Origin of the sequence: Bradyrhizobium sp. LA6.8 (genome assembly GCF_040547935.1) — a bacterium.
Classification (GTDB): domain Bacteria; phylum Pseudomonadota; class Alphaproteobacteria; order Rhizobiales; family Xanthobacteraceae; genus Bradyrhizobium; species Bradyrhizobium barranii.
Window position 1 is genome coordinate 1,483,380 of record NZ_JBEPQQ010000001.1, and the last position, 13,333, is coordinate 1,496,712.

General features: G+C 64.5%; 18 protein-coding genes. 10 read left to right on the top strand and 8 right to left on the bottom strand.

From position 1 onward, the window contains the following. Positions 1-10 precede the first annotated feature (10 nt). Together kynA and kynU are read left to right on the top strand one after the other, a co-directional pair. Positions 11-850 carry a tryptophan 2,3-dioxygenase gene (kynA, locus tag ABIA90_RS06795; protein ID WP_014495717.1) on the top strand — a complete coding sequence of 280 codons (840 nt, stop codon included), beginning with the start codon at positions 11-13 and terminating at the stop codon, positions 848-850. A gap of 7 nt (positions 851-857) precedes the next feature. Further along, positions 858-2,060 (top strand): kynureninase, encoded by a 1,203-nt coding sequence (kynU, locus tag ABIA90_RS06800; protein WP_354122101.1) that lies wholly within the window; start codon positions 858-860, stop codon positions 2,058-2,060. A gap of 89 nt (positions 2,061-2,149) precedes the next feature. On the opposite strand, the gene ABIA90_RS06805 is transcribed toward kynU, so the two are convergent. Next, entirely contained in the window at positions 2,150-2,938 is a 789-nt protein-coding gene (locus ABIA90_RS06805; protein WP_354122100.1) for a cobalamin-binding protein, read from the bottom strand. A gap of 119 nt (positions 2,939-3,057) precedes the next feature. On the opposite strand from ABIA90_RS06805, the gene ABIA90_RS06810 reads away from it, so the two are divergent. Next, on the top strand, positions 3,058-3,459 hold the full coding sequence (locus ABIA90_RS06810; RefSeq protein ID WP_354122099.1) for a PaaI family thioesterase: 402 nt from the start codon (positions 3,058-3,060) through the stop codon (positions 3,457-3,459). A gap of 150 nt (positions 3,460-3,609) precedes the next feature. Next, the gene (locus tag ABIA90_RS06815; protein WP_028147806.1) at positions 3,610-4,221 is read left to right on the top strand and encodes a GNAT family N-acetyltransferase; all 612 of its coding nucleotides are present in this window, start codon (positions 3,610-3,612) and stop codon (positions 4,219-4,221) included. A 79-nt stretch (positions 4,222-4,300) separates the two neighbouring features. On the opposite strand, the gene ABIA90_RS06820 is transcribed toward ABIA90_RS06815, so the two are convergent. From ABIA90_RS06820 to ABIA90_RS06830, 3 genes are all read right to left on the bottom strand, one after another. Beyond that, on the bottom strand, positions 4,301-4,606 hold the full coding sequence (locus tag ABIA90_RS06820) for a hypothetical protein (protein ID WP_063983633.1): 306 nt from the start codon (positions 4,604-4,606) through the stop codon (positions 4,301-4,303). Positions 4,607-4,691: 85 nt separating this feature from the next. Further along, positions 4,692-4,991: a putative quinol monooxygenase gene (locus ABIA90_RS06825; protein ID WP_038931808.1), complete on the bottom strand. Its 300-nt coding sequence runs from the start codon at positions 4,989-4,991 to the stop codon at positions 4,692-4,694. Between the two features lie 25 nt (positions 4,992-5,016). Further along, on the bottom strand, positions 5,017-5,703 hold the full coding sequence (locus ABIA90_RS06830; protein WP_166096230.1) for a DUF2161 domain-containing phosphodiesterase: 687 nt from the start codon (positions 5,701-5,703) through the stop codon (positions 5,017-5,019). Between the two features lie 143 nt (positions 5,704-5,846). Here ABIA90_RS06830 and ABIA90_RS06835 point away from each other — a divergent pair, with 143 nt between their 5' ends. After that, the gene (locus ABIA90_RS06835) at positions 5,847-6,194 is read left to right on the top strand and encodes a GrlR family regulatory protein (protein ID WP_166352857.1); all 348 of its coding nucleotides are present in this window, start codon (positions 5,847-5,849) and stop codon (positions 6,192-6,194) included. Here ABIA90_RS06835 and ABIA90_RS06840 read toward each other — a convergent pair. Beyond that, the gene (locus ABIA90_RS06840; RefSeq protein WP_354122098.1) at positions 6,191-6,871 is read right to left on the bottom strand and encodes an SDR family oxidoreductase; all 681 of its coding nucleotides are present in this window, start codon (positions 6,869-6,871) and stop codon (positions 6,191-6,193) included. The genes ABIA90_RS06835 and ABIA90_RS06840 overlap by 4 nt on opposite strands. Before the next feature lie 23 nt (positions 6,872-6,894). Further along, complete coding sequence (locus ABIA90_RS06845; RefSeq protein WP_354122097.1) at positions 6,895-7,638, bottom strand: tyrosine-protein phosphatase; 744 nt, start codon at positions 7,636-7,638, stop codon at positions 6,895-6,897. Positions 7,639-7,706: 68 nt separating this feature from the next. Here ABIA90_RS06845 and ABIA90_RS06850 point away from each other — a divergent pair, with 68 nt between their 5' ends. Continuing rightward, positions 7,707-8,033, top strand: a complete 327-nt coding sequence (locus ABIA90_RS06850) for an MliC family protein (protein WP_063983627.1) — start codon at positions 7,707-7,709, stop codon at positions 8,031-8,033. Between the two features lie 111 nt (positions 8,034-8,144). Here ABIA90_RS06850 and ABIA90_RS06855 read toward each other — a convergent pair whose 3' ends face one another. Continuing rightward, positions 8,145-8,348: a DUF2735 domain-containing protein gene (locus ABIA90_RS06855; protein ID WP_028147811.1), complete on the bottom strand. Its 204-nt coding sequence runs from the start codon at positions 8,346-8,348 to the stop codon at positions 8,145-8,147. Positions 8,349-8,883: 535 nt separating this feature from the next. On the opposite strand from ABIA90_RS06855, the gene ABIA90_RS06860 reads away from it, so the two are divergent. The 4 genes from ABIA90_RS06860 (at position 8,884) to ABIA90_RS06875 (ending at position 12,375) form a co-directional block, all read left to right on the top strand. Continuing rightward, positions 8,884-9,918, top strand: coding sequence for a glutamine synthetase beta-grasp domain-containing protein (locus tag ABIA90_RS06860; RefSeq protein ID WP_038943077.1), 1,035 nt, complete (start codon positions 8,884-8,886; stop codon positions 9,916-9,918). 199 nt (positions 9,919-10,117) lie between these two features. Then, positions 10,118-10,819, top strand: coding sequence for a GrlR family regulatory protein (locus ABIA90_RS06865; RefSeq protein WP_354122096.1), 702 nt, complete (start codon positions 10,118-10,120; stop codon positions 10,817-10,819). 18 nt (positions 10,820-10,837) lie between these two features. After that, a complete protein-coding gene (locus ABIA90_RS06870; protein ID WP_354122095.1) occupies positions 10,838-11,521 on the top strand; it encodes a substrate-binding domain-containing protein in 684 nt (227 codons plus the stop codon). Between the two features lie 32 nt (positions 11,522-11,553). Beyond that, a complete protein-coding gene (locus ABIA90_RS06875; protein ID WP_354122094.1) occupies positions 11,554-12,375 on the top strand; it encodes a tetratricopeptide repeat protein in 822 nt (273 codons plus the stop codon). Between the two features lies 1 nt (position 12,376). Here the strand turns inward: ABIA90_RS06875 and ABIA90_RS06880 are convergent, their stop codons facing one another. Beyond that, positions 12,377-12,835, bottom strand: coding sequence for a hypothetical protein (locus ABIA90_RS06880; RefSeq protein ID WP_354122093.1), 459 nt, complete (start codon positions 12,833-12,835; stop codon positions 12,377-12,379). Positions 12,836-13,333 lie beyond the last annotated feature (498 nt).

The following is a 13,333-nucleotide window of genomic DNA, read 5'->3' on the forward strand; positions in this document are numbered from 1 at the left end:
AGGGCTTGCCATGACGTCCAGCGATTACGATCCCACGAGCGAAGGCGCCGAGACCGATTTCGCCAGGCGTATGTCCTACGGCGACTATCTGGCGCTGGATGCGATCCTCGGCGCGCAGCATCCGCTCTCGGAAGCCCATGACGAGATGCTGTTCATCATCCAGCATCAGACCACGGAGCTGTGGATGCGGCTTGCCATTCACGAGCTCAGCGCCGCGCGCCGCGCCATCGCCAGGGACGAAGTGCAGCCCGCGATGAAGATGCTGGCGCGGATGTCGCGCATCTTCGAGCAGCTCAACGGTGCCTGGGACGTACTGCGCACCATGACGCCCAGCGAGTATACGCGTTTCCGTTCGCAGCTTGGCCAGTCCTCGGGCTTCCAGTCGCGTCAGTACCGGCTGATCGAATTTCTGGTCGGCAACCGCAACCACGCCATGCTCAAGCCGCACGCGCACGATGTGGAAACGACCCGGCTGCTCGAAGGCGAGCTTGCCACGCCGAGCCTGTACGACGAGGTGCTGCGGCTCGCCGACCGCAACGGGCTCAAGATGCCCGCGTCCGTGCTGGCGCGTGACGTTCGCGAGACCCACAGCTTTAACGAGGGCGTGCTCCAGGCCTGGCGGATCGTCTACGAAGCGCCGGAGACGCATTGGATGCTCTACGAGCTTGCCGAGAAGCTGGTCGACTTCGAGGACTACTTCCGGCGCTGGCGCTTCAACCACGTCACGACGGTCGAGCGCGTCATCGGCTTCAAGCGCGGCACCGGCGGCACCGGCGGCGTCAGCTATCTCAAGCGCATGCTGGAGGTCGAGCTGTTCCCCGAGCTCTGGCGCGTCCGTACGATTCTGTAGAGATCCCATGACCAAGCTTCGCGTCTATGACGACACCAGGGCCTTGTTCCATTTGCCCGAGGGCGTGATCTATCTCGACGGCAATTCGCTCGGCGCGCTGCCGCTGGGCGTTGCCGAGCGCGTCGGCAACGTCATCACGGCCGAGTGGGGCAACGAGCTGATCCGCGCCTGGAACAGTGCGGGCTGGTATGCCCAGCCGCGCCATGTCGGCGACCGCATCGCGCGATTGGTCGGTGCGGAAGCCGGCTCCGTGATGGTCGGAGACACGCTGTCGCTCAAGGTCTACCAGGCACTCGCCGCCGCGCTCGACATGAACGCCGCGCGCAAGGTCGTGCTATCGGACACCGGAAACTTTCCGACCGATCTCTACATGGCCGAGGGGCTGATCGCGACGCTCGGCCGCGGCCATCAATTGCGCCTGGTGGCGCCGGAAGAGATCGAGGCCGCGTTGTCGGAGGAGATCGCTGTCCTCTACATCACCGAGGTCGACTACCGCACCGGACGGCGCCATGACATGGCGACGCTGACCGCGAAGGCGCATGCGCTCGGCATCGTCACGGTATGGGACCTCGCGCATTCGGCCGGCGCGCTGCCGGTCGATCTCGCTGGCTGCGGTGCCGATTTCGCCGCCGGCTGCACCTATAAATACGTCAACGCCGGCCCCGGCGCGCCGGCCTTCCTCTACGTCGCGCCGCGCCACGCCGACGGCGTGCGCGCCGCGCTGTCGGGTTGGATGGGCCACGCAAAGCCGTTTGCGTTCGAGCTTGGCTACGCGGCGGCCGGCGGCGTCGAGCGCATGCGCGTCGGTACCCCGCCGGTGCTTGCAATGGCGGCGCTGGAGGCCTCGCTCGACATCTGGGACAGGGTCGACATTCGTGAGGTCCGTGCGCGTTCGCTGGCGCTTGGCGATCTCCTGATCGCCGAAATCGAACGCCGCTGCCCCGAGCTCAAGCTCGTCACCCCGCGCGCGCACGAGCACCGCGGCTCACAAGTCTCCTTCGCCTTCGCCGGCGGCTACGCCGCCATGCAGGCCCTGATCGCCCGCGGCCTCATCGGCGATTTCCGCGCGCCCGACATCATGAGGTTCGGGATTACACCGCTCTACATTGGGGAGAGCGAGATCATGCGAGCAGCCGAGATCATCGAGGAGGTGATTGCGGGCGAGGTCTGGCGCCGGCCGGAATATCAGGTGGTGAACGCGGTGACCTGAAGAAGGCCTCGTGCCCCGCACGCGGCGCTGCGCCTCTTGGCTCTGCGCAGCAACGCTGACGCGTCCGGGACACGAAAGCTGCGATCAGGCTATTTGAGTCCACCCCACAACGCCGTCACGATCGCATCTAGCCCATCCGTCAGCGCCGCCGGCCCCGGCTGCAAGATGATCGGCGACTTGATCTCGACGATGCGGTCGTCGCGCACGGCGGGGATCTCGTTCCAGCGATGGCGCGCGCGGATGCGGGCAGGGACGACCTTCTTGCCGCACCAGGAGGCGAGGATCACGTCGGGCGCTGACTCGCGCACCGCCTCCGCCGAGACGATGCGATCCTTTGCCGCCTGCCGATGTCGCAGTTGCGGAAACACATCCTCGCCGCCGGCGATCTCGATCAACTCGGACACCCAGCCGATGCCGGAGATCAACGGATCGTCCCATTCCTCGAAATAGACCTTTGGCCGCGCGGACGGGCGAGGTGTTGCCGCTATCTCTGCGAGGCGCCGTTCGAGATCACGGGCAAGGCCTTCGGCGCGTTCAGCGGCGCCCACCAGCGCACCAAGTGTGCGGACCATCGCCAAAATCCCGGCGATGTCGCGCTGATTGAAAACATGGACGTCCACGCCCGCGCGCACGAGATCGGCGACGATGCCGGCCTGGAGGTCGGAGAAGGCCAGCACCAGATCCGGTTCCAGCGCCAGGATCTTCGGGATGTCTGCTGAGACGAAGGCCGACACCCGCGGCTTCTCCCGCCGCACCTGGGGCGGGCGGACGGCGTAGCCGGAGACACCGACGATGCGGTCCTGCTCGCCGAGCAGGTACAGCGTTTCGACCGTCTCTTCGGTCAGGCAGACGATGCGGCGGGGCGGGAAGTGGCGCATGGGAAGAGCATATGCGCAAATGCCGTCACCGATGTCAGCAGGGCCATTACCTCGGACGTCATTGCTTTGCCGCCCGAAGCAATTCACGCTGAAACAACAATGAATTGGGAGGAGATCCGATGACGCCGCTCGAGAAACTTAAAGCGATGAAGATGCCGTTTGCCGAGCTCAAGGGCGTCGAATTCGTCGAGGCCGAGAAGGACCGCGTGGTGGCGCGGATGACGGTCAGGCCCGACCTCTGCACGCTCCACCACACCATCCACGGCGGCGCGGTGATGGCGCTCGCCGATTCCGTCGGTGCCGCCGCGACCGTGATTAATCTGCCAGAGGATGCCAAGGGCACCACGACGCTCGAGAGCAAGACCAACTTCATCGGCGGGGCAAAAGAGGGAACCACGATTATCGCCACGGCTACACCGGTCCATCGGGGACGGCGGACCCAGGTCTGGAACACTCGGCTGGAGACCGAGGACGGCAAGCTGGTTGCCGTGGTGACCCAGACTCAGCTGGTCCTCGTATGACTACGGGGGCTTGATTTTATTAACGAATTGGTCGCTTTCGATGCCTGAAACTTGGGCAGGTTCCCGTCTTGAAAAATATGCTGCGACGCACAATATTGGGGACCTAGGGATTCGAACGCCTCCTCGAGGGACACCAAGAGGAGTTTTGACGTGGTACTTGAAGACACGACCCGCACGACGCCCGTTCCGGGCTATGTCCGGACCTTGAGCCAGCAGGAAGAATTGCCGCTTCTGCGCGATCACCTCCTGCGGCTTGATTCCGCAAGCCGGCACGACCGTTTCAACGGCTTTCTCGACGACAGCTTCATCGAGCGTTACGCCGCCCGCTGCGCCGAGGACGGCACCGTGATTGTCGCCTACATCGTCGACGGCGTGGTCCGCGGTGCGGCCGAGCTGCATCCGCCGGAGGACGATTCGTTGCCCGAGGTCGCCTTCAGCGTGGAAGCCTCGGCACGGCGCCAGAATGTCGGCACCATCTTGTTCAGCCGGCTGATCGCGGAAGCGCGGTGGAAAGGCTACAAGCGCCTGCGCATCACGACCGGCGCCGAGAATCACGCCATGCGGGCGCTCGCCAGGAAGTTCGGAGCGAATCTGCAATTCCGCCATGGCGAATCGACCGGCACGATCGATCTCGCCAAGACGCCCGAGGCCGAGCTCGCTGAACTCGCGGCCTCGCCCTTCACGGCCGGCCGCGCTCTTCTCAGCTTCAACTCGACCTGCTGGAAGATCATTTCCAGCATGTACGGCAATCGCGCCGCCTAAATCCCAACGCGGACTGGAATCAAAAAAGCGGACCGGCAAAACCGGTCCGCTTTCGTATTGGGGATAGGGAATTGAGCGCTCAGGTACCGGTGCGCTTGTCGTTGCCGAAGCGGCGGACGACACGGCGTTCGACCACCACCGAGCGCTGCGCACCCTGTTCGCCTGCGATCACGCGTGTGGCGGTGATGCGGCCGTTGGTGCGGGCCTGCTTCTTCACCTCGGCCTGCACGATTTCGATCGGCATCCCCATCAGCGCTGCCGCGATCTCGGCCTGCTGCTCATGATCGTCGGTGATGCCGACGGCGGCGAAGATCGCCTCGTCCAGGGTCGGCGGATCGTGGCGCACGCGCCGCGTGCCATATTTGGTGTTCCAGTCTGCGCTCATAACGGCCTCGGTTTGATGCCGGGATACCTAGTGCCGGAGATGTTGCATTGCAATATGAATTTGGTGTGGCATCACAGCTATGCGCTCACAGCTTTTCGAGCCTGTCGGCCTCATAGAGGTCGAGCGTGGTTGGCCCCGTGGCCAGCGAGCGCAAGGTGCGCACGAACTCGCCGGATGCAGGTACCGCAAAGTGGGCGGCGAGCGCGGCGCGGTCGGCCCATTGCTCGAAGAACACCAGCCTGAGCGGATTCTCGCAGTCGACATGCACTCCATGGGAGATGCAGCCGGGTTCCTGTCGCGACCGATGAACATGCTCGAGGCTCAGGCGGCGCGCCTCGTCGAACGTCTCGGTGCGGACCGTTACGCTGCCAGTCACAACGATCATGCGATGTCTCCCGACGTGATTGCCGCTAGGGCAGGGATGCCTCGCGGGGCGTTTCTTTCATCGGTGCCTGCGGCCAGCGTTTCAGCGCCGCGTGTCCGGCCTCGGTGAGCCCGTAGATTCCCCGGTCCGCACGTTCGAACCAGCCATACACATTGTTAAGCAAGATCTTGCCGGCATCGGGACAGCGCTTGCGCAATTCGCGCACCTTTCGTGGCCCACCGACGAGTTCCGACGCACAGGCCAGCGCCTGCTGGCGATAGGCCGTCATGATCGGCGCGCGGGTGCTGCCGCCGAGCACGGGATCGCCTTGGCGGCGCTGATGTTCGGCGACGAGGCGAGAGCGCTTTTTCGGCTCGCGGCGCGGCGCTGCCGTCGGTGGCTTCACCAGCACCTCGACCTGGCCACGCTCAGTCACCCCAAGCATACCGAAGCCGAGGCGGCGGCACAGATTGCGATAACGCGCATCGCTCTCGCGTCCCTTGCCGCGGATCGACATCTTTGCAGCGATCCAGACCTCGTCGCCGGCCGGTGCGCGGTCAACCGCCTGGAGGATCAGCTCGAGATTGAAGGCGAGCTTGAGCTCACCAATCACCACGACAGGCGGATCGCCCGCGCTGAGGCCGACGAGGTCGCAGCCGCCGATCTCGCCCTTGACCGTGAAGCCGAGCTCTTCGAGGAAGCGTTTGACGGGTAGATAAAGCGCGGTTTCCAAGGAAAGCGTCCGGGTCTTACGTTCCGATCCGAGAATCAGTTGCGGCCAGTTTAGCCCGGAACGCAGTTGTGGCTCTGCGCCATTTGATCGGGAACCGACGGTGCGGTTATCCTGCGACCGGGACAGTCGGGCGCTTTACGAAGATGACGATCAGGAATGGCCTCTATCACATTCGCATCGAGATGCTGGATGCCGTCCAGGGCGGCAATCAGGGCGTCATGGTCCTGCGCGACGGCACCATGCGAGGCGGCGATTCATTCTTCTTCGCCTATGGCAGCTACACCTCGGCCGACGGCAAGTGGAAGGGCGAGCTGACCAACGAGGAACACTCGCCCTCGTTCGACGAGCGCCCGGTGTGGGGCCGCAAGGTCGTGACCATCGGCTTCAGCGGCACCTACGCCGGCGAGACCGCCTATGGCGAAGGCATCGCGCTCGCCGGCAAGCAGAGCATCCGCTTCAAGGGCAATCTGCGGTTGTTGGTGCCGGACTAAACCCGGCCGCTTACCGGGATCAGCGCGCCGGTGACGCCGCTCGCGGCATCGCTGGCGAGGAAGAGGATCACCTCGGCGAGTTCCTGCGGTGTCACCCATTTGGAGAAATCCGCTTTCGGCATGTCGGCGCGGTTGGCCTTGGTGTCGATGATCGACGGCAGCACCGCGTTCACGGTCACCTTGCCCTTCCACTCGTTGGCAAGCGCCTCGGTGAGGCGATGCACGCCGGCTTTCGACGCCGCATAGGGGCCCATGCCGGAACCTGCCTGAAGCGCGCCCATGGCGCCGATATTGACGATGCGGCCGGCCCCGGACGCGGCGAGATGCGGCAGTGCCGCGCGCGAGGTGTTGAGGGCCGTCAGCACGTTGAGCGCATGCATGCGCTGCCACGTCTTGATGTCGCCGTCGCCCACGGTCTCGAACGCGAAGCCGCCGGCGATGTTGATCAGCGCATCCAGCCTGCCGAAGTGCTTTGCCGCCGCCTCGACTGCCGTCTTCGCTTGTGCTGCGTCGGACAGATCGACGCCGCCGATCTCGATACGTTCGGGCGTTGCCGACATCTGCGAGGGCGCGTGATCGATGCCGGCCACACGCGCGCCGCGCGCCAACGCCGTCTCGGCGACAACCTTGCCAAGGGCGCCGAGCGCGCCCGTCACGATCAGAACCTTGCCTTGCATCGTCGTTCTCCCGGCGCGGCCGCTTACGATTGCAGATAACGCGCCTTCAGCGCCGTCCGCTCCGGTGTGCCGAGCTTGAGGCCGTCGCGCAAGTAGGTTTCGAGATCGCCATATTCGTTGCCGACCGCGTCGAAGGCAGCAGCAAGGTATGAGTCCTCGACGCTGCCGATTGCATCGAGGACGTCGGCGGGAAGATCGGAAGCGTTCAATGCGTCCCGCTTGTAGTGCTGGTTGGTCAACAGGTAGTCCTCGGCAATGACCTCGTCGGTCACGCCGAGCGCATGCAGGATCAGCGCGCTTGCAAAGCCGGTGCGGTCCTTGCCGGCGGTGCAGTGGATCACCAGAGGCGCGCGGTCTTCCAGGAGATGGCCGAACAGCATGCGAAAACTGTGCGTGTTGTGGCGGACATAATTGCGGTAGGACTCCCGCATGAGCTCGAGCGCAACCGGTGCGGTGAGCCTGCCCTTGGCAAGCTCGGCGCGCAGCGCGGCCACCACGGTCGGCTCGATCGGCAGCGAATGCACCGTGATCTCGTTCACGACGCAGACGCCGGCCGCGCGCTCCTCGACGCCGCGAAAATCGAAGGCGCTGCGCACGCCCAGCGCGCGGACGATCTCGACGTCGGCGGCCGTGAGCTGGCCGAGATGGTTGGAGCGGAAGATGTGGCGCCAGCGCGTGGTGCGGCCATCCGAAGTCGGATAGCCGCCGAGGTCGCGAAAATTGCTGGCGCCTTGCAGGGCGAGGTGGCGGGCAGGGGAATCTGGCATGAGATCAGCTTGGGTTATGTTTCCACTGGACGCACTGCGGCGTCCTTGAGTGCATTCAGGGGGCAATCATGGGCCGGCACAAGGCCATTGTTTTGGCGATCACCATGCTGTCGGGCGGAATTATCGGTGCGGGACAGGCGGATGCGCAGACGTTCCGGACCTATCGCTGTGCCGATGGTACGCAGTTCATCGTGGGATTTTATGACGATGACAAACGCGCCTTCCTCCAGATCGACGGCGAACCTGTCACGCTGAAGAAGCGGCTGGCGCTTTCTGGCACCCGCTATTCGGGGGCAGGGATCACGCTGAGGATCGGCAAGACCGGAGCGACCACGGTCCAGCATCTGAAGCGGCCGGTCACTTCCTGCACGGTGATCGAAAAGCCCGCCCTCTAGCCGGGAGTCCAGCAGGAATCAAAAAGGGCCGAAACCTCGTTGTTTCGACCCTTTTTCAAACTTCCGTCGGACGCTTGCGCGAGCGCGGCGGTATCATACCAAACACAAACATTAGCGTTCCCATTTGGGCTTTGCTTCGTCGACCGCATCCTGGTGGTACCAGCTGTCGCTGCAGATCGAGACGTTCGCGGGAAGCGAAGCATGATCGGCGGGAAGGCGGGTGTCGCCATAGCGGCGTCCGGCGAGAGCCGCGCGGCCCCCGACAGGGAATTGGTAGATCGTTGCAGATCCGTGATTCAGACCATTATTCATCATTGCGATTGCTCCTGGGTCGAAGCGCCTTGGCCTCCATGGTGCGCCCGACTCGTTCGATTGTGGTTACTGGATTCCCCATATCGGCCGCGCATCCCGAATTGGAAAGTGCTGAAAAGGAAATCAGTTGCTGCCTAATCTGTAGGCATGTGACCCTCTGCATCCCCTAAGGCACCGTGTCGGTGGCTAACGCCTGGGCCATTCCAAAGGTTGCTAGGCAGGGCGCAGGACTTTGCGAAAGTTGCCGGACGTTGATGCGCGTTTCATCGGCAACCTCCGGCAACGGTGCGTCTGCTCCAGAATCAGGCGTTTTCCGCGGGATTTTTGCGGTGCAGCTTCACGCGAAGGTGCGCGGCTATGACGCACGCCGCCGAGGACGGTTTGCCGTCGGCGGGCTGATCCCGGCGGCGGTGGAAAACCTCCCGCGCTGCGGCCTTTTGGCACGCAAAATGCTTGTAGAGGGTCGGCCGATGATGGCCGGGTACAAACGTGCGGGGGCTCTCAACCCCACCTTTCGCATCATCTACAGAGAGGCTCAATGACCAAGTATAAGCTCGAGTACATTTGGCTCGACGGATATACGCCGACTCCGAACTTGCGCGGCAAAACACAGATCAAGGAATTCGCGTCGTTCCCGACGCTCGAGCAGCTTCCGCTCTGGGGCTTCGATGGCTCCTCCACGCAGCAGGCCGAAGGCCACAGCTCCGATTGCGTGCTGAAGCCGGTCGCCGTGTTCCCGGACGCCGCGCGCACCAACGGCGTGCTCGTGATGTGCGAAGTCATGATGCCCGATGGCAAGACCCCGCACGCTTCCAACAAGCGCGCCACCATCCTCGATGACGCCGGCGCATGGTTCGGCTTCGAGCAGGAATACTTCTTCTACAAGGACGGCCGTCCGCTCGGCTTCCCGGCCTCCGGCTATCCGGCCCCGCAGGGCCCGTACTACACCGGCGTCGGCTTCTCCAACGTCGGCGACGTCGCCCGCAAGATCGTCGAAGAGCATCTCGACCTCTGCCTGGCGGCCGGCATCAACCATGAAGGCATCAACGCGGAAGTCGCGAAGGGCCAGTGGGAATTCCAGATCTTCGGCAAGGGCTCCAAGAAGGCCGCTGACGAAATGTGGATGGCCCGCTACCTGATGCTGCGCCTGACCGAGAAGTACGGCATCGACATCGAGTTCCACTGCAAGCCGCTCGGCGACACCGACTGGAACGGCTCCGGCATGCACGCCAACTTCTCGACCGAGTACATGCGTACGGTCGGCGGCAAGGAGTACTTCGAGGCGCTGATGGCGGCGTTCGACAAGAACCTGATGGACCACATCGCCGTCTACGGCCCGGACAACGACAAGCGTCTGACCGGCAAGCACGAGACCGCGCCGTGGAACAAGTTCAGCTACGGCGTTGCCGATCGCGGCGCGTCGATCCGCGTTCCGCACTCCTTCGTCAACAACGGCTACAAGGGCTATCTGGAAGACCGCCGTCCGAACTCGCAGGGCGACCCATACCAGATCGCTTCGCAGATCCTGAAGACGATCGCGTCCGTCCCGGCTGACAAGAAGGCCGCGGCCTAAGATCCTCCCGGCCCGGGCCGGGGGGGGCTGGCCCGGGTTGGTCTTCAATCCGCCGGAGCCGAAAAGGCTCCGGCGGATTTTTGCATTCCGATGACAGCCGTCTTTGTGGGTCTGCCGGCCATGCCGGCTTGAAGTCTGTCCATCGCCGGCGAAACCGGGATAGAATGCCCCGGGATGCGCGGGGCCGGGGACACGGCTGGTGTTTGAAGGCTTCTACAAGGTGCGATTTCAGCTCGGCGACGCGGTCGGCCGGAGCGTGATGCATGCCGGCAATGGCAAGATGCTCGGCGGCAATTCGGCCTTCGCCCATATCGGCACCTATCAGAGGACCGAAGCCGGCGTCGACATCGTCATCAAGACGGTCCGCCACAACCCGGACCCGAACTACCGCGCCATGGCCGGCACCGACGATGCGACCTTGCTTGCGAAGGGCTGGGCCGACGGCGATCTCTATCGCTTCAAGGGCGAGCTGAAAGAGCTGCCCGGCGTGCCCTTCCAGTCGGTGATGACGCCGATCACCGAAGACGAGGTGCCGATCGCGGGCGGCGTCGGGGAGGCCGGCATCGCCGACGGGCTCTATTCGATCCACCTTCGCATGCTCGACGGCGTCGATGGCGGCCTGACCGGCGTGATGCTGCTCAGCCAGGGCCGCATCCTCGGTGGCGATGCCTCGTTCTACTATCTCGGCAGCTACACTGCTGCGAATGGCCGCTGGAAGGGCCAGATCCTCAACCAGGAGCACACGCCGGCCAAGGACGATCCGATCTTCGGCGGCCACGAGGTCGGCATCGGTTTCTCCGGCACCTATGACGCGGAGCAAGCGGTGCTGGAGGCAACGGCGCTCGCCGGCAAGCGCAGCCTGCGCCTGACCGCCGCGCTCAAGCTGATGCACCGCGCCTGATCGCGACGGGAATAGCCCATGGAAAACATTCGCATGCTCTCGACGCTCGGCCTGATGGGCGCGATGCGCAGCCTGTCCTCCGCCTTCGAGGCCGCTCACGGCCTCCATGTCGATGCCGACTTCGCGCCAACCCTCGCACTGCTGAAACGGCTACGCGACGGCGAGCCCGCCGATCTCGTCATCCTGACCCGTGAGGGGCTCGACGAGATGATCGGCGAGGGCCGCGTGGCCGCGGGTAGCGCGGCCGATCTGGCGCGCTCCTTCGTCGGCATTGCCGTGCGGGCAGGGCAGGCGCATCCCGATATCGGCGGCGAAGCCGCGCTCCGCAAGTCGCTGCTCGCGGCGCGATCCGTCGCCTATTCGCGGCTGGGCGCGAGTGGTGTCTATTTCGCCCAGCTGATCCAGCGATGGGGCATCGCGGCCGAGATCAACGCCAAGGCCACCATCGTCGAGCAGGGCTTTACGGCGGAGCGGCTCGTCAGCGGCGAGGCTGACCTCGCCGTGCAGCAGATCAGTGAGCTGAAGCAGGTCGAGGGCATCGAGGTCGTCGGCCCGATCCCGCAGGATTTGCAGACTCCGGCCGTGTTTTCCGCCGGCCGCATGGCCGACGCCAGACATGCCGAAGCGGCCGATCGTCTGCTGCGCTATCTGGCATCGCCGGAGGTCGTCCCGGTGCTGCGCCAATCGGGACTCGAGCCTTGAATTTGCCGGAGCAGAGACGCAACGTGGCGCCCATGCGGACTTGTCTCCTGGCCATTCTCCTGACGCTTGCAGCGCCGTTATCGGCGCATGCGCAATCGGCCGATCTCGTCCTGTGCGACCGGCTGGCCGCCGATCCCAGCGATCCCGACAAGCCGGCCGATGTGAAGGGCGTGACGGAGCTTGCCGCGTCCGACATTGCGACCGCCGTCAAATTCTGCAAGCAGGCCGCACTGTCGTCGCGGCGTGCGATGTTCGCGCTCGGCCGCGCCTATGCCGCCAACCGGCAGACGGCGGAGGCGATCGCCGCCTGGCGCAAGGCGGCCGACAAGGGCTCGAGCGCGGCGATGGTCGAGCTCGGCGTCGCCTACGGCACCGGCTCCGGTGTTGCGAAAGACGAAGCACAAGCACGCAAGCTGTTCGAGCGGGCGGCGCAGGCCGGCAATCCTCGCGGTGTCAGCAATCTTGCCGCGCTCGGCGGCGCTGGCGGTGCTGCGCCGGCCGATCCCGCACAGGCGCGCGCGCTGCTCGGCAGGGCGGCCGAGACCAACGCGGAGGCTCAGTACCAGCTTGGCCTGATGCTCTCCAACGGCAACGGCGGCGAGAAGGACGACGTCGCGGCGCGCGCGATGTTCGAGAAGGCGGCGGCGCAAAACCATCCCGGCGCGCTGGAGCGGATGGGCGCCTTCGCGCAGGAAGGCCGCGGCGGCGCCAAGGACAAGGACGCCGCCAAGGCCTACTACGAGCGCGCTGCCGCGCTCGGCGACGAGGATGCCAAGAAGGCGCTGGAGCGGCTGCGCTGTCCCTATGCGATCAAGGACAAGCAGGGCAAGCTCGTCACCACGCTGTGCTTCTAGCTCACTTGTAGTAGTAGGCGACGTTGTTGCGGGCGTCGCGATAAGTCGTCTCGAGAAAGTCCGGATATTGAGCGGCCGCGCGCGCGACGGCGCGCACGACGCACTCCCAGAAATCGCCGTTCCAGTTGAAGTGCTCGAAGCTGGCATCTTCGAACTTCACGGCGGTGATGATGGCCTGCCGGATTGCTGCGTCATCGGCGCGTGGATGGGCGCGCTTCACATAACCGAACATCGGTCCCTCATGGGCGTGGTCGCGGTCGTAGCGGTATTTCTCGGCCATCTGCCGCGGGGTGAGGGTGCGATAGACGCGGACCTCTTCGTCGGTCGGGCGTCCGTCGAGCGTGTCGAGCCGGTAGCGCCGGCACCACAGCTCGAAGGCCGCATCGAGCAGCGGCTGCTTTGCAGCGCTGGCGATGATCGCTGCGATCTGCGCTTCGGCTGAAGGCTCTGTCTGGTTCATGCCGCTTTGTCGTGCGCTCACTCCGGCGGGTTCGAAGGGGCCTCAAGGATGAACCAGCTCCGGCACGGGCCGTTGAATCACAACATGAGGAGGGCCGCCCGGGATCGCACGAAACAAAAAAGTCAAAAACAACCCCATGCACAGTAGCCAAGTCGTCGAAATCACTAAGTTCGTATTTTACGAAAATCAATTGACCCGTCGGGCAAAACAGGGGCATGATGGCATCATGCGGCGAGTGGGCTCCGCTCCCGGCCCTGCGCTGAAAAGCCGGATGACCTCGGTGCGTCTGAGTTCGTAGCGCATGATTCGAGGCTCCAGTTTCGGGGCTTGAATCATGTCCGCGGTGATACCATCAAGCCGCATTGGCCCTGCGAGGCGCCGCTAACTGGTTCGACCTGGTCGCGAATGACCCGCAACGGACCTCGCCTCTTAAGCCAACTGGTGACGTTCATATCCTGTCCGCGTTCCTCCTGTGATATTAATGACGCAATCGGCCAG

Bases quoted from the DNA above. Each gene is read 5' to 3' on its own strand.
- ABIA90_RS06845 (WP_354122097.1), bottom strand. From the start codon at position 7,638: ATGCCAGATTCCCCTGCCCGCCACCTCGCCCTGCAAGGCGCCAGCAAT.
- ABIA90_RS06875 (WP_354122094.1), top strand. From the start codon at position 11,554: ATGCGGACTTGTCTCCTGGCCATTCTCCTGACGCTTGCAGCGCCGTTA.
- ABIA90_RS06810 (WP_354122099.1), top strand. From the start codon at position 3,058: ATGACGCCGCTCGAGAAACTTAAAGCGATGAAGATGCCGTTTGCCGAG.
- ABIA90_RS06805 (WP_354122100.1), bottom strand. From the start codon at position 2,938: ATGCGCCACTTCCCGCCCCGCCGCATCGTCTGCCTGACCGAAGAGACG.
- ABIA90_RS06855 (WP_028147811.1), bottom strand. From the start codon at position 8,348: ATGATGAATAATGGTCTGAATCACGGATCTGCAACGATCTACCAATTC.
- ABIA90_RS06850 (WP_063983627.1), top strand. From the start codon at position 7,707: ATGGGCCGGCACAAGGCCATTGTTTTGGCGATCACCATGCTGTCGGGC.
- ABIA90_RS06880 (WP_354122093.1), bottom strand. From the start codon at position 12,835: ATGAACCAGACAGAGCCTTCAGCCGAAGCGCAGATCGCAGCGATCATC.
- ABIA90_RS06840 (WP_354122098.1), bottom strand. From the start codon at position 6,871: ATGCAAGGCAAGGTTCTGATCGTGACGGGCGCGCTCGGCGCCCTTGGC.
- kynU (WP_354122101.1), top strand. From the start codon at position 858: ATGACCAAGCTTCGCGTCTATGACGACACCAGGGCCTTGTTCCATTTG.
- ABIA90_RS06825 (WP_038931808.1), bottom strand. From the start codon at position 4,991: ATGATCGTTGTGACTGGCAGCGTAACGGTCCGCACCGAGACGTTCGAC.
- kynA (WP_014495717.1), top strand. From the start codon at position 11: ATGACGTCCAGCGATTACGATCCCACGAGCGAAGGCGCCGAGACCGAT.
- ABIA90_RS06835 (WP_166352857.1), top strand. From the start codon at position 5,847: ATGACGATCAGGAATGGCCTCTATCACATTCGCATCGAGATGCTGGAT.
- ABIA90_RS06870 (WP_354122095.1), top strand. From the start codon at position 10,838: ATGGAAAACATTCGCATGCTCTCGACGCTCGGCCTGATGGGCGCGATG.
- ABIA90_RS06820 (WP_063983633.1), bottom strand. From the start codon at position 4,606: ATGAGCGCAGACTGGAACACCAAATATGGCACGCGGCGCGTGCGCCAC.
- ABIA90_RS06860 (WP_038943077.1), top strand. From the start codon at position 8,884: ATGACCAAGTATAAGCTCGAGTACATTTGGCTCGACGGATATACGCCG.